Source organism: Pseudoxanthomonas sp. LARHCG66, assembly GCF_052871755.1.
This window is the reverse complement of record NZ_JBIXJW010000011.1, coordinates 1-23,214: the sequence shown is the minus strand read 5'-3', so window position 1 is coordinate 23,214 and position 23,214 is coordinate 1. Positions and strand designations below refer to the sequence as shown.

Annotated in this window: 12 protein-coding genes and 1 pseudogene; 3 read left to right on the top strand and 10 right to left on the bottom strand. The window is 64.0% G+C overall.

Annotated features, from left to right (window positions below; translation table 11 throughout):
• From ACIPRS_RS18710 to ACIPRS_RS18680, 7 genes are all read right to left on the bottom strand, one after another.
• A partial coding sequence (locus ACIPRS_RS18710) for a methyl-accepting chemotaxis protein (protein WP_446539630.1) occupies positions 1-1,736 on the bottom strand: 1,736 nt, incomplete at its 3' end.
• Positions 1,737-1,826: 90 nt separating this feature from the next.
• Complete coding sequence (locus ACIPRS_RS18705) at positions 1,827-2,231, bottom strand: hypothetical protein (protein ID WP_192202680.1); 405 nt, start codon at positions 2,229-2,231, stop codon at positions 1,827-1,829.
• Between the two features lie 171 nt (positions 2,232-2,402).
• Positions 2,403-5,015, bottom strand: coding sequence for an EAL domain-containing protein (locus ACIPRS_RS18700; RefSeq protein ID WP_337732125.1), 2,613 nt, complete (start codon positions 5,013-5,015; stop codon positions 2,403-2,405).
• Between the two features lie 169 nt (positions 5,016-5,184).
• Complete coding sequence (locus ACIPRS_RS18695) at positions 5,185-7,434, bottom strand: methyl-accepting chemotaxis protein (RefSeq protein ID WP_446539629.1); 2,250 nt, start codon at positions 7,432-7,434, stop codon at positions 5,185-5,187.
• 230 nt (positions 7,435-7,664) lie between these two features.
• The gene (locus ACIPRS_RS18690) at positions 7,665-8,153 is read right to left on the bottom strand and encodes a chemotaxis protein CheW (protein ID WP_192202677.1); all 489 of its coding nucleotides are present in this window, start codon (positions 8,151-8,153) and stop codon (positions 7,665-7,667) included.
• A gap of 97 nt (positions 8,154-8,250) precedes the next feature.
• Positions 8,251-10,956, bottom strand: coding sequence for a methyl-accepting chemotaxis protein (locus ACIPRS_RS18685; protein WP_337732123.1), 2,706 nt, complete (start codon positions 10,954-10,956; stop codon positions 8,251-8,253).
• 178 nt (positions 10,957-11,134) lie between these two features.
• On the bottom strand, positions 11,135-11,914 hold the full coding sequence (locus ACIPRS_RS18680; RefSeq protein WP_446539628.1) for a flagellar brake protein: 780 nt from the start codon (positions 11,912-11,914) through the stop codon (positions 11,135-11,137).
• 288 nt (positions 11,915-12,202) lie between these two features.
• Here ACIPRS_RS18680 and ACIPRS_RS18675 point away from each other — a divergent pair, with 288 nt between their 5' ends.
• Positions 12,203-16,912: an RHS repeat-associated core domain-containing protein gene (locus ACIPRS_RS18675; protein ID WP_446539627.1), complete on the top strand. Its 4,710-nt coding sequence runs from the start codon at positions 12,203-12,205 to the stop codon at positions 16,910-16,912.
• Between the two features lie 585 nt (positions 16,913-17,497).
• On the opposite strand, the pseudogene ACIPRS_RS18670 reads toward ACIPRS_RS18675, so the two are convergent.
• A pseudogene (locus ACIPRS_RS18670) lies at positions 17,498-17,599 on the bottom strand (IS5/IS1182 family transposase); the annotation flags it as partial.
• 32 nt (positions 17,600-17,631) lie between these two features.
• On the opposite strand from ACIPRS_RS18670, the gene ACIPRS_RS18665 reads away from it, so the two are divergent.
• Entirely contained in the window at positions 17,632-18,957 is a 1,326-nt protein-coding gene (locus ACIPRS_RS18665) for an RHS repeat domain-containing protein (protein ID WP_446539626.1), read from the top strand.
• 21 nt (positions 18,958-18,978) lie between these two features.
• Positions 18,979-19,503, top strand: coding sequence for a hypothetical protein (locus ACIPRS_RS18660; protein ID WP_446539625.1), 525 nt, complete (start codon positions 18,979-18,981; stop codon positions 19,501-19,503).
• A 357-nt stretch (positions 19,504-19,860) separates the two neighbouring features.
• Here ACIPRS_RS18660 and ACIPRS_RS18655 read toward each other — a convergent pair whose 3' ends face one another.
• Both ACIPRS_RS18655 and ACIPRS_RS18650 read right to left on the bottom strand, forming a co-directional pair.
• Positions 19,861-22,512 (bottom strand): Cache 3/Cache 2 fusion domain-containing protein, encoded by a 2,652-nt coding sequence (locus tag ACIPRS_RS18655; protein ID WP_446539624.1) that lies wholly within the window; start codon positions 22,510-22,512, stop codon positions 19,861-19,863.
• 189 nt (positions 22,513-22,701) lie between these two features.
• On the bottom strand, positions 22,702-23,214 hold a 513-nt coding region (locus tag ACIPRS_RS18650), incomplete at its 5' end, for a methyl-accepting chemotaxis protein (protein ID WP_446539623.1).

Genomic DNA, 23,214 nt, shown 5'->3' with positions numbered 1-23,214 from the left:
GAAGCGACCACCGCGAAACCACGACCCTGCTCGCCGGCACGGGCGGCTTCCACGGCCGCGTTCAAGGCCAGGATGTTGGTCTGGAAGGCGATGCCATCGATGACCGAGATGATGTCGGCGATCTTCTTCGACGACTGCTCGATGTCGCGCATCGTGGTGACGACCTTGCCGACCACTTCACCGCCTTGCGAGGCGACCCCGGCGGCACCGATGGCCAACTGGTTGGCCTGGCGGGCCGACTCGGCATTCTGGCGCACGGTGGAGGTCAGTTCCTCCATCGAGGCGGCGGTTTCTTCCAGGTTGGCGGCCTGCTGCTCGGTACGGCGCGACAGGTCGCTGTTGCCGGACGCGATTTCGCCGGCAGCGGTGTTGATGCTGGTCGACGCGTCCTGGATGCGGCCGACGATGTCGGTCAACTGGGCGACGGTGGCGTCCGCGTCATCGCGCATGGTGGCGAAGACGCCGTGGAAGTCGCCTTCCATCCGTGCGGTCAGGTCGCCGCGTGCGATGGCCTGCAGCAGTTCGGAGACCTCGGCGAGGTTGCCGTCGGTGGTTTCCATCAGCTGGTTCAGGCCGTCGATCATGTCGCGGAAGTCGTACTGGTACTTGTCCACGTCGCCGCGCTGGCTGAAATCGCCGGAGGAAGCGGACATCGCCAGGCGCTTGATCTCGCCGTTGATCGCCGACAGGTTGGCCTTGGTGGCGTCCATCGTCTCGGTGAGGTTGGCCTTCTCGCCCGGCAGCTTGGGCATGTCCAGGCTCAGGTCGCCGATCGAGTAACGCTGCATGATCTTCAGTGCGTCGCCGATGGCCTGCAGGTGCGAGGCGACCAGGGCGTTGGTGTCGCGCACCATGCGGCCGTACTCGCCCGGGAACGCACTGTCGTCCATGCGATAGCTGATCTGGCCCTCGTCGTGGCGCGCGGCCATTTCGCTCTGGGCGGAAATCACCGACTGCACCTGCGTCTGCATGCGCTGCATGGCGGTCAGCAGCTGGCCCACTTCGTCCTGGCGGCTGGTATCGATCTTGCCGTCCAGCTTGCCGGCGGACACATCATTGGCCACGCGCACGGCTTCGCCGACGGCGCCGGCGATGGCGCGGGCGAAGAACCAGGCCAGGGCCAGGCCGCCCACGATGCCCACCAGCAGCATGATGACCATCAGCGTGCTGGAAGCAGCGAAGGTGCTGTCGGCGCTGGCGCTGGCCGTCTTGGCCTGCTGGTCGACCACGTTGACCAACGTGTTCAGTGCCGCGACTGCCTTCCGGTGCTGGTCGCGCGTGGTGCCGATGAAGGTGTCCACGGCGTCGTCCGGCAGGCCGAGGTCCAGCATCTCCTGCACTTCGGCATACGACTGCTTGGCTGCCTTCCACTCCTTGACGAAGGTGTCGTAGGCCTTCTTTTCGTCCGGGCTGATGATCAGCGTGGCGTAGTCCTTGATGGACTGCTCGATCTTCTTCTCGGTCTGGGCGGCCAGCGTCTTGGCTTCCGCCTTGACGGCGTCGCTGGCGCGCACATGCTGCCGGTAAGAGGTCGTGCGGTATTCGCCGATCAGGTTCTGCAGGTCGCCCGCGGCCTTCACGCTGGGCAGGACGTTGCCGGTCACCTCGGTGGTGGCGCCGTTCAACGAGTTCAGGCCGACGAAAGCGGCGATGCCCTGTACCAGCATCAGCGCCAGCACGGCGCCGAAGGCGAGCATCATCTTCGTCGTCAGTTTGAGGTTCTTGATCCGCTGCATGGGATTCTTTTTCCTTTACCGGTGGCGTGCCGCGCCGCTCTCAGGTGCGACCAGGGCGGGCAGGGCGTGGCGCCCTGCCGTTGGAACGGATCAGCGGATCGTCGCCAGCTTCAGGTTGGCCGGCGAACTGACCACGATTTCGGCGCGCGAGTTGTCGCGCTCGATGGCGCCGATCACGCAGACGTCCTTGCCTTCCAGTTCTTCCGGGGCCGGCTTGAACTTGGCGCGGGCATCGCCCGGGATGCGTGCGGTGAAGGTATGGCGCGGGAAGTTGCCGCCCATGTACAGGAAGGTCGGCGTGCCTTCGGAATTCTCGGCGAAGCGGGCCTTGCCCACCTTGCCGCACACCGTGCCGTTCTTGCCCGCGAAGCGCGCGGCCATGTCGGCGGGGATCGCGTTGTCGACCTGCGACTGGCTGTTGGCCGGCGTCGCGGGCATCAGCAGGGCGGCGCCGACGACGGCGATGGACAGGGTCAGGGCGGATGCGATTTTCATTCCAGTAACTCCGGATGGACAGAAGAGGGGTAACGACTCACTGCCTGAGATCGGCCCGCCTTGGCCAAACTTGAGGCGAAGGCGTGGTGCGGGATCGTTCGTGTGTGCGACTGGGCGCTGGGTCACACTTTCCGGGTGGTCCGGGCGAACACCGGTCGCGCGGCATTGCACTTATCCGGGTGCGCCGGCTTCGGTTTCGACTTCGCGGGCTGCGGTGTAACCCTGTGTTTCCAGCCACTGTTCCAGCGGACCGGGTGGCAGCGGTGGTGAGAACAGATACCCCTGCAGCACGGGAAAGCGCTGCTCGGTCAGGAAGCGGTGTTGCGATTCGGTCTCCACGCCTTCGGCGACCACCTTCATGCCCAGGCTTTCGCCGATGCGCAGCACCGATGAGGTCAGCGTGCGCGCAATGGCGCTGGTGTCGATGTCGCGCACGAAGCTCTGGTCGAGCTTGAGTTCGCTGATGGGCAGGCGGTGCAGGTGGCTGAGGCTGGAGTAGCCGGTGCCGAAGTCGTCCAGCGACAGCCGCACGCCCAGCACGTAGATGGCCTCGATGTTCTCGAGCACGTCCGGGTCCGGGTCCAGCATGACGCTTTCGGTGATCTCCAGCGTCAGGTCGCCCGGCTCCAGGCCATGCTCGTCCAGCAGGTCGGAGATCTGCAGGGACAGCTCCGGATCGCGGAAATTGATCGCGGAGACGTTCACCGACACGCGCGGGATGTCGATGCCGCGCTGCCGCCAGTCGGCCATCTGCGCACACGCCTGGCGCAGGACCCACAGGCTGAGATCGGCGATCAGTCCGCATTCTTCGGCCACCGGCACGAAGCGCGCGGGCGGAATCACGCCGAGCTCCGCGTGGTGCCAGCGCAACAACGCTTCCACGCCATACAGCTGCCTGCCGTCGCAGCCGCCGACCTGGGGCTGGTACTGCAGTTTCAGCTGGTCCAGCCGCAGCGCCTCGCGCAGCGCGGTCTCCAGCGAGACGCGCTCCTGCGCCAGCCGGTTCATGTCGACGCTGAAGAAGCGGAAGCTGCCGCCGCCATCGGTTTTCGCGCGGTACATCGCCATGTCGGCATGACGCACCAGCAGGTCGATGTCGCGGCCGTCGTCCGGGAACATCGCCACGCCGATGCTGGCACTGGGGTGCAGGGTCATCAAGCCGGCGGCGGTCGGCGCCGCGATGGCCCCCAGCAGGCGCTCGGCCACGCTGCCGGCATGCTCGGTGCTGCACATCGGCAGCACCGCGACGAATTCGTCGCCGGCCTGGCGTCCGACGATGTTGATGCCGCCGAGTTCCTCGCTCAGGCGCGCGGCGACATCGCGCAGCAGGCCGTCGCCGGCCGCGTGCCCCTGCGCGTCGTTCACGCGCTTGAAGCGGTCCAGGTCGATGAAGAGCACGGCGGCGGTGCCGTTCACCTGGGCGACGTTGGCCAGCGCCTGTTCGGCCTTGGCGCTGAACATGATGCGGTTGGGCAGGCCGGTCAGGGTGTCGTAGAACGCCAGCTGGTGCACGCGTTCGTTGGTCTGCTCCCGCTCCAGGGTCAGCGAGCACAGATGCAGGCAGGTATCGGCCAGGCGTTCGTGCAGCTCGTCGGGGCCCCGGTTCTCGCGGTAGTAGAACGACAGCGTGCCCAGCACGCGGCCGCTGCTCGACTTGATCGGATGGGTCCAGCAGGCGCGCAGCCCGAGCGGCGAGGTGAGGTGGCGGGTGTTGGCGCACAGCGGATCGCTGGCGATGTCCTTCACCAGCACCGCGCGGCCCCGCCAGGCGGCGGCACCGCATACGCCGGCACGCGGGCCGATCGCCATGCCGTCGATCTTGCGTGCCCAGGCTTCGGGCAGGCTGGGCGAGGCGAGGGCGTGCATCAGCCCCTCGTTGTCCACGGTGATGATGGAGACCGTCAGTTCCGGCGCGATGTGCTCCACCTCGCGGCAGATCAGCGTCATCACGTCGGCCACGCTCCATTCGTGCACCAGCGCATCCAGCACCTTGTTGTGCAGCACCTGGTGCATCTTGGTCTGGGTGATGTCGCTCAGCACGCTGACCAGGCCCAGCAGTGTCCCGTCCTCGTCGTGCACGGGGTTGATCGCGGCCGACAGCCACAGCGGGCGGCCCGACTTGGTGTACAGCAGCACTTCCGTCTGCAGGCCTTCGCCGGCCTTCATCGCCTGGCTGATGCGATCGTCCAGGGTGGCGTCGGTATGCGCGCCGGACAGCAGCTGCGAGGGCTTGATCCCGCGCAGCTCTTCAAGCCGGTAACCCAGCATGCGGGTGAAGCCGCTGTTGACGTAGACCACTTCGCGGTCTGGTGCGCTCACGAAGATCGCGTTGTCGCTCTTGTCCACCACGATCGACAACTGGCGCAGGCGCTCGAGCTGGCGCTTCTGGTCGCTGGTGTCGCGCACGAAGGCGGTGTGGAAGACCTGCGTGCCCAGTTGCACCTTCGACATGGAGACCGAACAGGCGACCTCGCTGCCGTCGGGCCGATGCAGCACGGCATCCCGATGGCTGCCGAGCAGTTGCGCCAGCGCGGCGTCGGCGGTGTTGTCCGCCTGGGGGCTGGACAGCAACCGGGTGAACGGCATGCCATGCACATCTTCGCGCAGGCAGCCCCAGAGGGCTTCCGCCGCCGGATTGAACAGCACCACCCGGTGGCGCCCGTCGATGACGAACGCGGCGTCGACGGACTGTTCCAGCACGTGCCAGAGGCTCTCCGTGGGGAGATCCGTGGACGCCTGTGTGTCGCGCACCGATGTCAGCGAAGTCAGCGTGCGGCGAAGCATGCAGTGTCCTCGCGGCGCACTTGCGTGCAGCGGCTGGCGTCGTCGGTGGCGGAGGGTGCGACGGTCATCGGGTGCCAGGGAAGAGGGCCTTCTGGTGACATATCGGCCGGAGTCCGGGTTACTTGAAGGCGGTCACGGAACAGGGCGCGCGCCGGGCGCGCCCGGCGGCTCAGAACTCCTGCCAGTCCCCATCGGCGAGTGCCGGTTCGGGCTTGCGGGCGACCGGCTTGCGGGCCACGGCCTTGGGCGTCGCCACCGGCCGCGATGCCGCGGCAGCCGTAGGGGCCTGGCGCACCGGGGCACGGGAGGCGGCCTGCAGCTTGAACACCGACACGCTCTGGGTCAGCGCACCGGCCTGTTCTTCCATGCTGCGGGCAGCGGCGGTAGCTTCTTCGACCAGTGCGGCGTTCTGTTGGGTGGTCTCGTCCATCTGGGTGATGGTCTGGTTGACCTGCTCGATGCCGGCCGACTGTTCCTGCGAGGCGGCCGAGATCTCGGCCATGATGTCGGTTACGCGCTGCACGCTGGCGACGATCTCGCCCATCGTCGCGCCCGCCTGGTTCACCAGCTTGGAGCCATCGGCTACCTTGTCCACCGAGGTCTCGATCAGGCCCTTGATTTCCTTGGCGGCATTGGCGCTGCGCTGGGCCAGCGTCCGCACTTCCGAAGCGACCACCGCGAAGCCGCGACCCTGTTCGCCGGCACGGGCGGCTTCCACGGCTGCGTTCAGGGCCAGGATGTTGGTCTGGAACGCGATGCCGTCGATGACCGAGATGATCTCGGCGATCTTCTTCGACGATTGTTCGATGTCGGTCATCGTGGTGACCACGCGACCGACCACCTCGCCACCCTGCGAGGCGACACCAGCGGCGCCGATGGCCAGCTGGTTGGCCTGGCGGGCGGACTCGGCGTTCTGGCGCACGGTGGAGGTCAGTTCCTCCATCGAGGCGGCGGTCTCTTCCAGGTTGGCGGCCTGCTGTTCGGTACGGCGCGACAGGTCGTTGTTGCCCGATGCGATCTCACCGGCCGCCGTGTTGATGCTGGTGGCCGCCATCTGGATGCCGCCGACGATCTCGGTCAGCTGGGCGACGGTGGCGTTGGCGTCATCGCGCATGGTGGCGAAGACGCCGTGGAAGTCGCCTTCCATCCGGGCGGTCAGGTCGCCATCGGCGATCGCACGCAGCAGCGCGGACAACTGGGCCAGGTTGCGGTCGCTGATCGCCATCATCGCGTTCAGGCCCTGCACCATCTGGCGGAAGTCGTGCTGGAAGCGCGCCTCGTCGCCGCGGGCGCTGAAATCGCCCGCCGCAGCGGCCTGCGCCAGGCGCTTGATCTCGGCATTGATGGCCAGCAGGCTCTGCTTGGCTGCGTCCATCGCTTCATGCAGGAACGCACGCGTGCCCGGAAGGCGGCGCGCATCCTGGCTCAGGTCGCCGTTGGCGTAGCGCTCGAGGATGCCGATGGCATCGCGGAAGGCGTCCAGGTGCTCGAACATCATGGTGTTGATGCCGCCCGCCAGCTCGCCGTACACACCGGGGAAATCCTCGGGCATGCGATGGCTGATGTCGTCGGCTTCGTGCAGGCGGATCATCACGTGCGTTTCCTGCGAGAAGCGTTCCAGCATGTGCACCATTTCGTCGGTGGCCTTGAGCATCTGGCCCACTTCGTCGCGGCCGTGGTGGCCCGTGCGGACGCTGAGGTCGCCACGCGAGACGCCGCGGATGGCGGAGAGGGCGCGCGCCACCGGTTCCAGCACCGACTGCCCGATCACCCAGCCGATCGCCATGCTCAGCAGCACCAGCAGGCCGCCGGCGATGGTCATGATGAAGGTGAACTGCAGTGCCTGCGCCTGGGTGTCGTCGATGTAGACGCCGGTGCCGATCACCCAGCCCCACGGCTGGTACAGCGCCGCATAGGAAGTCTTCGGCACGGGGTCTTCCTCGCCCGCCTTGGCCCAGCTGTAGTCGACATGGCCACCGCCTGCGCGCGCCACGCGGACGAACTCGGGGAAGATGCGCTTGCCATCCGGGCTCAGCACGTCGTCCAGCGGCTTGCCGATCAGATCGGGACGAGTAGGGTGCATCAGCATGGTCGGTGCTTCGTCGGTAACGAAGAAGTAGTCCACGCCCTTGTTCGCCTGCATCGAGGCGAGCGTGGCCAGCGCGCTTTCCTTCGCCTGGGCTTCATCCAGGGTGCCGGCCTGCACCTGCTTCGCATACCCCTCGATCACGCCCAGCGCCATCTCGGTCTGCGCCTTCAGGCCGGCCTGCCGCGTTCCGGTGAGATCCAGGTACTGCATGCGCGCCGCCACCACGGCCAGTGCGATGGTGCCGATGGCGACCAGCGCGGTCTGGATGAGGAACTTGCGCTTCAGCGGCAGGTTGGAGAGCAGGGCGGCGATCTTGGCGTTGAACGTCATGGCGGGGTCTCTGGCGACAGGCCGGGTGGCCTGGGCATGCGGATTGCGGGGGCGGATTGCCCTCACCGTTGATAGCGGCCCGGGTCGGCGGAATTTCAGTGGTTTTTCGCGCCCCTACGACGAAAGGCGGGGAGTCCGGATGCCGGCGGCCGCGCAAACGCAAGGGACCGCACGCCTTGCGGCCTGCGGTCCCCGGGGATGCACGCGTTGCGTACCGCGAGGGCGATGCGTCAGGCGGCGGCCTGTTCCGGCAGCGGCTGGCCCAGGTCGGCGCTGTCGATGAGCGTCTCGATGTCCAGCAGGATCAACATGCGTTCATCGACGGTGCCGATGCCGGAGATGAAGCGGGTATCGACGCTGGCGCCGAATTCAGGCGTGGGGCGGATCTGCTCGGCGCTGAGCGCGATCACGTCCGACACGCTGTCCACCACGATGCCGACCACGCGGTCCTCCACGTTCAGCACGATCATCACGGTGAAGGCGTCGTAGCGTGCATCCTTCAGGCGCAGCTTCAGGCGCAGGTCGATCACCGGCACGATGGTGCCGCGCAGGTTGATGACGCCCTTGATGTAGTCCGGGGCATCGGGCAGGCGGGTCACGGAATCGTAGCCGCGGATTTCCTGGACCTTCAGGATGTCCACGCCGTAGTGCTCGTCCCCCAGGGTGAAGCTGAGGAACTCGTCCGCGCTCGCCGCGGCCTGGGTCTTCTTGTCGCTCATTCGTCGGGCTCCTGTTGCAGCCGGTGAAGGTGTCGGGGTTCCCGGGACGGAACCGGTCATGGCCTAGATCGGCCCCGGGACGGGTTTCTTTAGGGGTTCAGTACGGATGCGGTTCGGCAACGCCCCGCGGCGCGGTGCCGGCCGCGATGCGGGTCACGCGTTCGTGCACCAGCCGCGCGACACGGCCATGGCCGTCCAGGCGGAAGGTGGACACGGCCTCGGCCAGTGCCTGCGCCTGTTCTTCCATGCTGCGGGCAGCGGCGGTGGCTTCTTCGACCAGTGCTGCGTTCTGCTGGGTGGTCTCGTCCATCTGGGTGATGGTCTGGTTGACCTGCTCGATGCCGGCCGACTGTTCCTGCGAGGCCGCCGAGATCTCGGCCATGATGTCGGTCACGCGCTGCACGCTGGCCACGATCTCGCCCATGGTCGCGCCGGCCTGGTGCACCAGCGCCGAACCCTCGGCGACCTTGTCCACCGACGTTTCGATGAGGCCCTTGATCTCCTTGGCGGCATTGGCGCTGCGCTGGGCCAGCGTCCGGACTTCCGAAGCGACCACCGCGAAGCCACGACCCTGCTCGCCGGCACGGGCGGCTTCCACGGCCGCGTTCAAGGCCAGGATGTTGGTCTGGAACGCGATGCCGTCGATGACGGAGATGATCTCGGCGATCTTCTTCGACGACTGTTCGATGTCGGTCATTGTGGTGACCACGCGACCGACCACCTCACCGCCCTGCGAGGCGACACCTGCGGCGCCGATGGCCAACTGGTTGGCCTGGCGGGCGGACTCGGCGTTCTGGCGCACGGTGGAGGTCAGTTCCTCCATCGAGGCGGCGGTTTCTTCCAGGTTGGCGGCCTGCTGCTCGGTACGGCGCGAGAGGTCGCTGTTGCCGGACGCGATTTCGCCGGCAGCGGTGTTGATGCTGGTGGAAGCGTCCTGGATGCGGCCGACGATGTCGGTCAGCTGGGCGACGGTGGCATTGGCATCGTCGCGCATGCTGGCGAACACGCCGTGGAAGTCGCCTTCCATCCGCGCGGTCAGGTCGCCCTTGGACAGCGACTGCAGCACGCCGGAGACCGAGTCCACGCTGCCCGCGATGGCGACCAGCAGGCCGTTCAACTGTTGCGACAGCGCCAGCAGGAAGCCCTGCTTGCCCGACTCGGAGATGCGCCCGCTCAGGTCGCCCTGTGCCGCCGCCTGCACGATGCGCGTCACTTCCTGTTCCACCATCACTTCGGCAGTGCGGTCGGCCCACTCGACCACGTAGCCGATGCGCTGGCCTTCGCCGTCGGTCACGGGGTTGATGATCAGCTGCATGATGCGGCCGCCCACGCTGATCTGCGCGCGATGCGTGCCTTGCAGCTGGGCCAGCATGCGCGACTGGTGCTCGGGCTTCTTGTGGAAGATGTCGATGCTGCTGCCGATGACCGTACGCACATCGAAGGCGGGCAGGTCGCGGCGTAGGTCCTGTTCCACGTCGCCCAGCATCTTCATCAATGGCCGGTTGGCATAGACGATGGTGCGGTCAGCGTCGGCGATCATGACGTTGGTTGTCACATCCTCCAGTGCGGTGCGGATGCGCAGGCTTTCCTTCGCCACCACGGCGTCGCGCTCGATGCGCTCGCGCAGGTTGCCCTGCATGCTGCGCATGGCCTTCATCAGGGTGCCGATCTCGTCGTCGCGACCGACATCGATCTGGCTGTCCAGCTTGCCGCTTGCGATATCGTCGGCCACGCGCACGGCGCCGGCCAGCGGCACACCGACCTGGCGACGCAGCAGCCAGAACACGGCGCCGCACAGCAACACAGCACCCAGCGCACCCACTGCGACCACCGTCCACAGCACGGCACGCGCTTCGCGCATCAGCACCGCACGCGGCACCACCACGCCCAGCGCGAAGCGCTCCTGCGCGGCGCCGATCTGCAGCGGCACGTAGGCTTCCATCACCGTTTCACCCGCGGCATCGGTCGCCTCGCGGAACACCGGCTTGCCGGCGGCCACCTGCTTGATGACGTCGGCAGCGTGGGCGCCTGCATATGGCTTGCCGACCGAGGCGGCATCCTTGTCCGCGATGACCACGCCGGCCGGCGTGAGCAGGCGGACGAAGCCGGCATCCATCGGCGTGAGCTTCGCGATGCGCTCCTGCAGCGATTGCAGCGCGAAGTCCACGGTCATCACGCCGAGGTAGTCGCCGTCCTGCAGGATGGGCGTGGACAGCGTGGTCATCAGCACGTCCTTGCCGGCGATCTTGTAGACGTAGGGCTCGGCGACCACCGGACGCTTGAGTTCGCGCGGGCGACGGTACCAGTCGCCGGCACCGGGAACTTCGTAATCGCGCAGGGCTTCCAGCAGCGGGGCGCCATTGCTCCATGCCCAGTAGCTCATGAAGCGGCCGGTGTCGTCGTGGCCTTCGGCGCCGATGTGGTCCGCATCCTTGCCGTCGAAGGCATCGGGTTCCCATAGCGTACCGACGCCGACCCATTCCGGGTGCGCTTCCAGCTGGCGCTTGAAGATGGCGCTGGCGGCACTGCGGCTGATGCCGTCGTCCCCGCGCTGGGCAAGCAATGCATGCGCGAGCGCATCGTTACCGTCGAAGGCGCGGGTGAGTTCGCCCGAGATGCGCTGTGCCTCCTGGTTCGCCAGCCCTTCCATCGTGGTCCGCGCACTGGCCAGCAGGGACTGGCTGCTGCGCAGGTAGCTGGCCGCGGCGGCAACGCCGAAGGCGAGCAGGGCCACCAAGGCGGTGCCGTACATCACGCGTGTGGCGATGCTGCGGGAGGAGGATCGGGAAGGAGTGGATGACATGCTGGCCTCTTGCGGACTGGACGGTACGGCTTGGCGATGCCTGCGAGTGCAAGCACGACCTTGGATGGCCGTGACGCCGGTATGCAGGACCGTTACAGGGAGGTATCGGCGCGTGCGCGGGGAGGTTGAGCGGGTGTCGGCCAGAACCGACGAAAGGCGTCCGGAAGGCGGACGCAGATCACGCAGCGCCGCGTTCGCGGGCGCTGCGCTGGCGTTCGAGGCGGAAGATGTAGCGCTGGATCAGCGCATCGCCCCCGCGCGGCAGATCGGTGAACTGGCAGCCGGCACGCCAGCTTTCGGAGCCGTTCTGGTTGAGCTGGCGATGCAGGCTCTTGACCATCAGGCGGATGCACAGCGGGCCGCTGTCGGGCAGGTGCAGGAGGCTGCCGGGGAATTCCTTGTAGGGGCGGAGCGTCGGCTCTTCGGCCTGCACGGCCAGCGCGATGCCGCCGCCGCTGATGTCCAGCACGCGATAGTTGCGGTAGGTGGTCTCGCCGTCCGGGTGACGCTCGGCGACGGCGCACTCCATGGGCTGCGTCACCGGCACCTGCAGGCGGTAGAACTCGCGACGCTGCAGGCGCAGGATGCTGTCCGGCAGCGGCGCGAAGAAGGCGACCTGGCCTTCCTTCTGCACGCGTTGCAGGTCATGGAGCTTGAACTGCACGTGGATGCGGTCGAGCCGGGAGACGCAGGTGACGTGGCTCGCTTCCTCGATGCTGCGGTTGATGGTCTCCGAGGCGCTGCCATCAATCAGCACGCCGTCTTCGTCCTCCAGTACTTCGATGATGGAGGTGGGGAAGGTGTGGTTGCGCGGCATCGCGCAACCACTGACGAGCGCGCGCCTGGCGATCAGCGACTGCAGGATCTGCCGGATCTCGTATTCGCCATGCACCAAGTACTTTTCTTCTTCGTCGTACCTGACGGGATCGGCCAGAGGGGCGTCGCTGGGCTCGGTCATGCGGGCGTCGGAAAGCGTCTTGGCAAGGATGGCGTCACAGGCTGTATCGGCGGGCGTGGCAGCATCTTTAGGGTGCCGCAGGCTGTGTGGAGAGTGCCGGACCGGGACCTCGGGTGGGTGAGGCTATCGATCAAGACGGATGCTGATTGTGAGAGGGCCGGCGGGACGTAAATGTACTTACCCGACTTGCCGTCTTCCCGGTTATGCGGGGACCGTGTAGCGTTCTGGCTTGTTCACGAGGCGGCCATCCGCCGCACCTTTTGCAAGGCAGCTGAAGAGGGGATAGGGATGTTCAGAGGGTTCTCGATCATCGCGGTGATCGCGATGCTGGGTGTGGTGGGAGAAGTTCGTGCGCAGGCGATTGCAGTGGACGACCCGGCGGGTGGATTCACGCCGGGCGCGACCTATTGCCCGAGTACTGGAGGCTGTTTCACTTCGTTGGGTGCTGCAGAAGCTGCGCTGCGTGCAGCGGTGCCTGACGTTGGCCAGTTTCTGTACAACAGCAGCCTGCAGAAGCTGTCGAACGGTCAGATTCGGTCATACTACGCCGTCAAACCGCAAGCACCACTGGAGTACTACGAGCCTTACTACATGTTCCTTGAGGCCGTCGAGGCAACGCAGTACTGCCCAGGATCCGCCAATAACTTTGGTGGGTGCGGAAATGAAGATGAGCTCATTTCTAACTTCTTTGCTCAAAGAATCAACGCGGGAGTGGTTTACTCCTGTGGCTGGAACAGGTGCTACAACCTCAATCCCCGCGTGGAAGGATCGTACGTCCCACTGAATCGAACCGACGGTACCAGTACCCCCGGAGTCGGGGTGCTCAATGATTCGACCAAGTCTCGATCTCGCAAGATCGTTTTCGATACGAACTACGACGACCATAGGTATCGAGGAACGTACGAGTTCCCTCTTGTCCGTCGGCAACTGTACCTTTGCCCGGCAGGAATGGGGCCTACGAGAGGCGTGCTGGCGGACATCGCGCCCTACCTGTGCCAATCGACAGCCGGCGGCACTATCTTGATCACTACGCCCCGGCAGAATGCGGGCCAGTGTCCCGCAGACAACCAGTCGTGCGAGCCCTCCACGACCAACAAGTCGAGCGTCGAAGCGGACTTCACCTTCGCCGGACGTCCCTTTGCCCGCCACTACAGCTCGCTGCGCGAGGAACTCTCCGGCGGATTTAATCTGGGTCGCGGCTGGTCCCATACCTATGGGCCCGTTTTCAGCCCGCCGGGAACCAATTCGAGCCAACTTGTCGTTGGCGGAAAGAGGATGAAGTACCAGTCGGTTGGCGGCGGTCGTTTTGTAATTGCGGGCCTCGGCGATGCGTCAATGATCCAGGCTGCGGACGGAAACTGGCAGATCACCGAATCCAACGGAGATGTCAGTACTTTCTCTTCAACGCTGGGGTTGGTCAGCATCCGCAACGCGCGTGCGCCAGAGCGAGACGTGACGCTGGAGTACAACAGCAAGAGACTTCTGGAACGGGTGGTTGACAATAGCGGTCGCGCCCTGCAGTTCACGCATGACTATTTCGGAACTCTGACTGGCTTGCTTCTGCCGGATGGAACATCGCAGACCTACGCCTACGATGGGCACGGCAACCTTGTATCGGTTTCCGATAGTCACGGTGGTGTAAAGCAGTACCACTACGGCGAGGCCGGCCTGGCCACCAATGGTGACCCTGGGTTGCTGACTGGCATCACCTACGAGGACGGAAACCGTCATTCGAGTTTCGGCTACGACGTACATGGCCGGGTTGTTCTGAGTGCGCAATTCAACTCGGCAGGGCAGCCAGTGAACACCACCAGGATGCGTTACACGTCAGCGAATCAGGCGGAGGTGGAGACAAGCAGCGGCGCTACGCGCGCATTCACCTATAGCGCGGATCGAAACCGTAGCCCCCTGTCAGTGATTGACCCCAGTGGCACCAGGTCCTCCACTTTTGATAGCCACGGGCGAACGCTGACGCGAACCAATGTCAATGGTTCCCAGGATCGCTACACCTACACTAGCGGCAAGCTGACGTCGGCGGTCTCGGCCTTCGGCACGCCCGAGAAGCAGACTCGCGAGACGGTTTGGCACGCGACGCTCAATGTTCCGACCCAGCAGCGCACCCTGAATGCTGCCGGCCAGATGGTGTCGCAGACCACCTTCGACTACAGCGCCACCGGTCAGTTGCTCACCACGACGTCTGTCGATCCGTCGACGCTAGCCACTCGCACCGCCACGCGCGCCTACTGCGAGCAGGCCGACGTCGATGTCGGTACCTGTCCCCGTGTCGGCCTGCTGAAGTCGATCGATGGTCCACGCACGGACGTGTCCGACACGAATGCATACGTCTACTACGGCACCGTAGGCGGTGCCTGCGGCGGAGCGCTGTCCGGCTGCGGCTATCGCCCGGGGGATCTCTGGAAGGTCACCGATGCGCTGGGCCGGGTAACCGAAGTGCTGGCCTACGACGCAGCCGGGCGTCCGCTGGCGGTCAAGGACACGAACGGCGTGGTGACGGAGACGCTCTACTACCCGCGTGGCTGGGTGGCGACGATGACGGTCAAGGGCGCGACGAGCGCAGATGACCGCATCACCTCGTACGAGTACTGGCCCACCGGGCTGGTGAAGAAGATCACCGATCCGGATGGTGTCTACACCTCGTACGAATACGACGATGCCAAACGCCTGACCGCGGTCGCCGACAGTGCCGGCAATCGCATCGAGTACACGCTGGACGGCGCGGGCAATCGCATCGGTGAGGCCACCGAGGGCACAGGCGGTGTACTCAAGCGAACACTGTCTCGGGTCTACAACACGCTGGGGCAGCTGGCCACGCAGGCGGATGCGCAATCGAATCCGACCGACTTCACCTACGATGCAAGCGGAAACGCCAAGACCGTGACCGATGCGCTGGGGCACGTCACCAGCAACGACTACGATCCCCTGAATCGGCTCAAGCGCACGTTGCAGGACGTGGGCGCGATCGAGGCGGAAACCAAGTTCGAGTACGACGCCAACGACAACCTGACCAAGGTCACCGACCCGAAGGGGTTGGACACCACCTACAGCTACAACGGCTTCGGCGATCTGGTGCAGTTGAGCAGCCCGGACACGGGCATCACCACCTACACCTACGACAGTGCGGGCAACCGCGCCAGCCAGACCGATGCCCGCGGCATCACGACGACCTATCAGTACGACGCGCTGAACCGGCTGACGCAGGTCGGTTATCCCACCGCCAGCCTCAATGTCTCCTACACCTACGATGTCACTCAGCCGGCCTGCCAGGCAGGCGAGACGTTCTCGTTGGGGCGGTTGACGCTGATGGTGGATGGCAGTGGCTCGACCCAGTACTGCCACGATCGCTTCGGTCAACTGGTCCGCAAGGTGCAGGCCACCAACGGGCTGGCACTGACGCTGCAGTACGCCTACACCAAGGGTGGGCAACTGCAGGCGGTGACCTACCCGGACGGCACGGTGGCGGACTATGTCCGCAACGCGCAAGGCCAGATCACCAGTGTGGGCGTCACCCGGCCGGGACAGGTGCGGGAAATTCTGCTGCACCAGGCGACCTACCACCCCTTCGGTCCCATCGCAGGATGGGTGTACGGCAATGGTCGTGTCATGCAGCGCGACGTGGACCTGGACTACCGTCCGACTTCGATCCAGGGAGGAACGGGCGGTCTGGACCTGACCTATGGCTATGACGCGGTCGGCAACCTGGTCGACATCGATAGCGGCAGCTCGCCACCGATGGAATACCGCTACGACGCGTTGGGTCGCCTGACGGAGGCGCTCGATGGTCCGGCCCAGGCAGTCCTGGACAAGTACGAGTACGACAAGACCGGTAACCGGATCAGCTACACGGACGCGTTCGGTACGAAGGCCTATGCGTACCCGGCCAACAGCCATCGGCTGGATTTGGTGGCGGGTGAGAATCGCGCCTACGACGCCGTCGGCAACACGCTGTCTATCGGTGCTTCCCGTGAGTTCGAGTACAACGATGCGGGCCGAATGAGTCGGGTGCGCAACGGTGGCGTGCTGGCCATGGAGTATGGCTACAACGGGCGAGGGGAGCAGGTTCGCAAGCACCTCGGAGCAGCAAGCACCTACACGCTCTACGATGACTCAGGGCGGTGGCTTGGCGACTATGTGACTTCTGGCGCGGTGTCGCAGCAGACTGTCTGGATGGATGACATGCCGGTAGGTGTCCTGGATGTTGGGCAGTTGTACTACATCCAGCCAGATCATCTGGGGACGCCGCGCACAGTGTTGGACCATGTCCGCGATGTCGCTGTATGGGCGTGGCAGTCGAAGAGTGAAGTCTTTGGTAACACGCCGCCGGATCAGGATGCTGACGGTGATGGTGTGGCTTTTGCTTTTGATATGCGGTTTCCCGGTCAACGGTATGATGCGGCGACAGGCATGAATTACAACTACTTCCGGGATTACGATCCGGGTAAGGGTGGCTATTTGCAGTCCGATCCGATTGGGTTGAGGGGTGGAGTGAATACCTATCTGTACTCAAACGCACAACCGCTTACTTCTTGGGATTTTTTTGGATTGACGCCATATTTGAGCGATGGCCCCGTAACTGCTTCTGGAGTAATGGGGTGGGTATCTTGCTCGAAGGGTTCTTTAAGGCCGGAAGTCAATGAAAATACCATTAGGAGGTTCTATCCAAAATGTTCGGCCATAATTGGAGAATGCACTCTTGTACATGAAAATTCGCATATAGAATATGCAAAGAAAAATGCTCCAGGAATTTGTAAAGAAAGATTCTGGGAGCCTGCCTACTGGCGGGTTCGCCATCTAAGTGATACAGATAGCAGAGCAACCGAACTATATGCGCACGCGGCACAACTGCGTTGTCTCGCAGAAAAGCTTCGACAGGTTAATGGGTGCGATGACGACTGCAGAGAATCTATATTGCGAGCGATCCGTGACAAGTCTCAAAGTGTGATTAATATTTTGTATGGACAGTATGGGATAAGGCAGTAATTTGAATCGCTAACTTGTTTCTCTGGAGCGAGATGATGGCTCACCAGCGTCGGCTTTATAGGATATGTTTTCTAGTCCTGATTCTCATCGCAACAGGAATCGTTCTATGGATGCACACAAAGAAGAAAATTGAAGCGCCTTCATCGTCAGCTTGGATCGCGGGCCGTGACTACATGCGAGTAATAGAGCTCGACTCTTCAGGAGTCTACAGGTACTACGTGCGTTGCGACGTGTGCGAAAAAGGAAAGGATTTCGCGACGGGGCGCTGGCATGAATCCGAGGATGCGATAACGCTAATTCAAGATAACGAAGATCAAGAATTCATTCTTACGAAATCTAAATACAAGGGCTGCTCGGGATTGCTCCCAAATAAAAGGCGATCAACATACAAGGAGCCCACTTTGGGGGATTTCTTTTTTCGAGAGGGAGATCCATGCCCAAATGTGCTTTAGCTCGCTAGGGATGGTAAGAACAACACGCTCTGATGCTTGAATTTCAGCGTTGGGGCCTCGAAACATGATCGATGGTACTTTCTTTCGCGCTTTCCAGCGAGTTGCGACGGGCTTTCCCGTCTTCCGAACGGCATTACCCTGCCGTCGGCGACAACTCTAGGCGCGACATCCACAGGTTCGACAACGCGAACGATGTCAGTATCTGCGCCGTGTTCTTTGCCAACCCGCGGTAACGACCTGGACTACCGTCCCACGTCGATCCGGGGAGTGACGGGCGGTCTGGATCTGACCTATGGTTATGACGCGGTCGGCAACCTGGTCGACATCGATAGCGGCAGCTCACCACCGATGGAGTACCGCTACGACGCGTTGGGTCGCCTGACGGAAGCGCTCGATGGCCCGGCCCAGGCGGTCCTGGACAAGTACGAGTACGACAAGACGGGTAACCGGATCAGCTACACGGACTCGTTCGGCACGAAGGCCTATGCGTATCCGGCCAACAGCCATCGGCTGGATTCGGTGGCGGGTGAGAATCGCGCCTACGACGCCGTCGGCAACACGCTGTCTATCGGTGCTTCCCGTGAGTTCGAGTACAACGATGCGGGCCGAATGAGTCGGGTGCGCAACGGTGGCGTGCTGGCCATGGAGTATGCGTACAGCGGGCGAGGAGAGCAGGTTCGCAGACATCTGGGTGCGTCTGAGACGCAAGCGCTCTACGATGAGGCGGGGCACTGGCTGGGCAACTACGGCACCTCAGGCGTGGTGTCGCAGCAGGCGATATGGATGGATGACATGCCGGTGGGCGTGACGGAAGGGGGGCGCCCGTATTACATCGAGCCGGATCATTTGGGGACGCCGCGGGCTGTTGTGGATCCGACGCGTGACGTCTCGGTATGGGCTTGGGACATGAAGGGTGAGGGCTTCGGAAGCACCCCTCCAGAGTCCGACCCAGACGCCGATGGCGTTCCGTTGCCACTAGATATGCGATTCCCGGGGCAGCTTTACGACGAGGCATCATTATTCAATTACAACTATTTTCGAGACTTTGAGACCGAAACTGGTCGCTTCATTGAGAGTGATCCCATCGGCCTAAAGGGTGGGCTAAGCACGTATTCCTATGTCGATGGAAATCCTCTTCAAGGACTGGACCCCTTGGGTCTGCACAATGGACGAAATCGTGGCGGCCCATATCACTCCCCCGCAAGCACAAAGTGCTACAGGACTGACACATGCCCGATGCTGAAAGCAAAGATGCATGAGTTCCAGAGAATGATCACGTCCCATGAAGGGTGGGACCGAGCCAATCCTGCACCGAGGGGGGGCAATAGGCATGCGGAAGAGATTGGTCAACTCTGGACGGGGTACGCCAATTGCGAAGAGATCTATCGGTCAAAGAACTGCGACAATTGCCCTACGCCGTCTCCTGGGCCAGTTTTCGCAACTCCGCCAGTTCGATTCAAGCCGGGGGCCGCGGGGAAGCCTGTGCCGACCCCAGCGGCGATCAGTCCTGCTTTCCCGACAATTTTTTTGATGGTGTGCCTACCATGCACGCAAATGTTGCAGCCTGGCCCGCCGCCTCCGCCACCGACGTGACACTTTCCGGATTGATCCCTAATGAGCGACCTTGCTGACGCGGAGCGTGCTGTACTCGAAGTGGCTGACGGTAAGGTCACGGAAATTTCATCTGCTCTCGTCGCTACCTGGATGAGGAGTGCGAGCTTAGAAGTTCAAGGCGTGGCTTTTGCCGTTCTTGTGAGTCCTCATCTATTGCCACGTGTGTCGAACGGAATCTCTCAAGACGAGTGGTTCGCCTTCTCCAAGTCATTTCTCGCTAGATGCCTCCTTGAAGATGTCGGAGGTGACTGGGCATTGACGGGTTATGAGGCAGCTCGCCATTTGGCAAGTGCTTATGAATTGAATCCAGGGCCTGCGAACGCGGAGCGGCGCGCGGCCTTGAGGGAGGCTCTTGAGGAAGCAATTCTGAAAGGCGACGAAAGCTTGACCAAACGCGTATGCCAAGGAGCGGTCGAGCATTTGCTGAGTTCCCCCTGGATCAAGTCAGAGTTCTCCGGCTGGAAGTCAAATCCGGCGTTGGCGCGAGTGTACTCGGATGCGTTGGGATACTCTGCCAATGGATAGGTTCAGCACAATATTGCCGTGTCGAGTTGGCGACGACGGCAGGAAGGTTCCCTATGGCGCGGTGGGTGCGGCTAGAGATCACGCTGATTGGCGTGTTTTTGGTTGGTTGACCGAGGTCTAAGATAGACATGGATGAACCCAGGCGCAGCTTGGGTGCCAGTAAACTAGCGCGTAGGATGGGTTGAGCGAAGCGATACCCATCATCGTGATGAAAGCACCACGTGCTCGATGGGTATCGCCTATGGCTCAACCCATCCTACAGAGTGAATCTTCACGGATTTCCTTGCTTCGCATGAAAGTACAGGGCCCGGAATTTCTTGGCTGTGTGCTTGTTGCGGGCGGTTTCATACGAGCCACTCAGAACTCCTGCCAACCCTCGCCATCTCCCTCGACAAGCACGGGTTCCGGTTTGCGTGCGGGCTGCCTGCGGACTGCGGCCTTGGGCGTCGCCACCGGCCGCGGTATAGCGGCGGCCACAGGGGCCTGGCGCACCGGGGCACGGGAGGCGGCCTGCAGCTTGAACACCGACACGCTCTGGGTCAGCGCACCGGCCTGTTCTTCCATCGAACGCGCGGCAGCGGTGGCTTCCTCCACCAGTGCGGCGTTCTGCTGGGTGGTCTCGTCCATCTGGGTGATGGTCTGGTTGACCTGCTCGATGCCAGCCGACTGTTCCTGCGAGGCGGCGGAGATCTCGGCCATGATGTCGGTCACGCGCTGCACGCTGGCCACGATCTCACCCATCGTCGTGCCGGCCTGGTGCACCAGCGCCGAACCCTCGGCGACCTTGTCTACCGACGTTTCGATGAGACCCTTGATCTCCTTGGCGGCATTGGCCGAACGCTGGGCGAGGGTGCGCACTTCGGAGGCGACCACCGCGAAGCCGCGACCCTGTTCGCCCGCACGTGCGGCTTCCACTGCAGCGTTCAAGGCCAGGATGTTGGTCTGGAAGGCGATGCCGTCGATGACCGAAATGATCTCGGCGATCTTCTTCGATGACTGCTCGATGTCGGTCATCGTGGTGACCACGCGACCGACCACCTCACCGCCCTGGGAGGCGACATCGGCCGCGCCAATCGCCAACTGGTTGGCCTGGCGGGCGGACTCGGCGTTCTGGCGCACGGTGGAGGTCAGTTCCTCCATCGAGGCGGCGGTTTCTTCCAGGTTGGCGGCCTGCTGTTCGGTGCGGCGCGACAGGTCGTTGTTGCCCGATGCAATTTCACCGGCGGCGGTATTGATGCTGGTGGCCGCCATCTGGATGCCGCCGACGATCTCGGTCAGCTGGGCGACGGTGGCGTTGGCATCATCGCGCATGGTGGCGAAGACGCCGTGGAAATCGCCTTCCATCCGTGCGGTCAGGTCGCCGCGTGCGATCGCCTGCAGCAGTTCGGACACCTCGGCGAGGTTGCCGTCGGTGGTCTCCATCAACTGGTTGAGTCCCCCGATCATCTCGCGGAAATCGTGCCGGTACTTGCCCACGTCGCCGCGCTGGCTGAAGTCGCCCGAGGCGGCGGACATCGCCAGGCGCTTGATCTCGCCATTGATGGCCGACAGGCTGGCCTTGGTGGCATCCATCGTCTGCGTCAGCACCGCCTTTTCACCGGGCAAACGGTCCATGTCCACCGACAGGTCGCCGATCGCGTAGCGCTGCATCACCTCGACGAGTCGCATCTTCACCGCGATGTGCGAGGCGACCAGCGCATTGGTGTCGCGCACCATGCGGCCGTACTCGCCGGGGAACGCGCTGTCGTCGATGCGGTGGCTGATCTGGCCGTCGTCGTGGCGGCGCGTCATCTCGGTCTGTGCCTCGATCACCGACACGACCTGGGTCTGCACATGGCGCATGGCCGACAGCAGTTGGCCGACCTCGTCATGGCGTGAGGTGTCGATGCGAGTGTCCAGCTTGCCCGCGGCCACCTCCTCGGCGATGGCGACGGCGCCACGCAGCGGACGCGAGACCACGCGGCGCACGCCGAGCCAGGTCAGCGTCGCGATGACCGCCAGCGCCAGCAGCGACAGCAGCAGGATGATGACCGTCAACGCATGGCTGGAGGCCAGCACGGTGGAGCGGGGCTCCACGGCCACCAGCGCCCACTTCCACGGGGTGAACTGTTTCACCGCGACCAGTGCGGGTACGGCCTCTTCGCCTGTCTTGGGTGCGATGTCGAGCACGGTGTGACCATGGTCCTGCGCCAGCAGCGCCTTCATCTCCGGCACGGAGTCGGCGTCCACCACCGAGGAATACAGCGCGTCCTGGCTGGCGGGATGCGCGGCCAGCGTGCCGTGGTGCTCGCCTTCGGCGATATCCACCACGAAGAAATAGCCCGCTTCGCCCAGTGCCGTGTTGCGCAGCTTGTCCTTCAGCGCCGCGAGGCCATCGCCGTAGTTCTGGCCGACGAACAGGATGCCGATGGTGTTGCCTTCCGCATCCTGCAGCGGCTCGTAGTGGGTCATGTAGTCGCGGCCGAAGAGGCGCGCGCGGCCGGTGTAGGGCTTGTCCTGGAGGATCAGCGCGTATGCCGGGTGCTTGTGGTCCAGCGCGGTGCCGATGACGCGCTCGTCCTCGGTGTTGCGCAGCGACGTGGTGGCACGGATGAAATCGTCGCCCTGGCGCACGAAGAGGGTCGCGACCACGTCGGTGGCTTCGGTGAAGCGGTCGACGGTGGTGAAGTCCAGGTTGATCGCCTGCGTACCGAAACGCAGCTCGGGAACCTCGAAGTCGCCGATCGGCGTGGTACGTCCGGCATCGATCGACACATCACCGGAAGGCAGGGCTGCGCGGAAACTCCTGGCCATCCGCTGCGTGGCGTCGGTCAGGGTGCTGTCGTAGAGGGCGATGGACTCCAGCATCACCTGCGCGGCGACGTCGAGATCGGCCAGGGCACGCGCCTCGATGGCGCGGCTGGATTGCCGCTGCACGACGGCGGCGAGGAGGGTGAGGACGACGGCCACGGCGACAGTGACCTGGAGGGCGAGCTTGCTGCCGAGAGAAAGGCGCTTCAGTCGATTCATGGGGGCAGGGCGGGTTTGTGGTGGTAGCTGATCCGATATCGGCGTCACAGTTCGGTCATTGAGTCCCTGTGGGGATTTCCCCGACGAACGGTAAATGCGGATACCTGTGCGAACGGGGCAGCCCAGACAGGCACGGCCCGGAAAGTCCGGGCCGTGCGGGGTGCTTCAGCCGCGTGTTCCGATCCGCGATCAGAACTCCTGCCAGTCCCCGTCGGCGAGTGCCGGCTCGGGCTTGCGGGCGACCGGCTTGCGGGCCACGGCCTTCGGTGGCGCTGCCGGCCGCGGTGCTGCGGCCGCCGCGATGGCCTGGCGGACCGGGGCACTGACGGTGGCATGCAGCTTGAACACCGACACGCTCTGGGTCAGCGCACCGGCCTGTTCTTCCATGGAACGCGCGGCAGCGGTGGCTTCTTCGACCAGTGCAGCGTTCTGCTGGGTGGTCTCGTCCATCTGGGTGATGGTCTGGTTGACCTGCTCGATGCCGGCCGACTGTTCCTGCGAGGCCGCGGAGATCTCGGCCATGATGTCGGTCACGCGCTGCACGCTGGCGACGATCTCGCCCATCGTCGTGCCGGCTTGGTTCACCAGCGCCGAGCCGTCGGCCACGCGATCCACCGAGTTCTCGATCAGACCCTTGATCTCCTTGGCGGCATTGGCCGAACGTTGGGCGAGGGTGCGCACTTCGGAAGCGACCACCGCGAA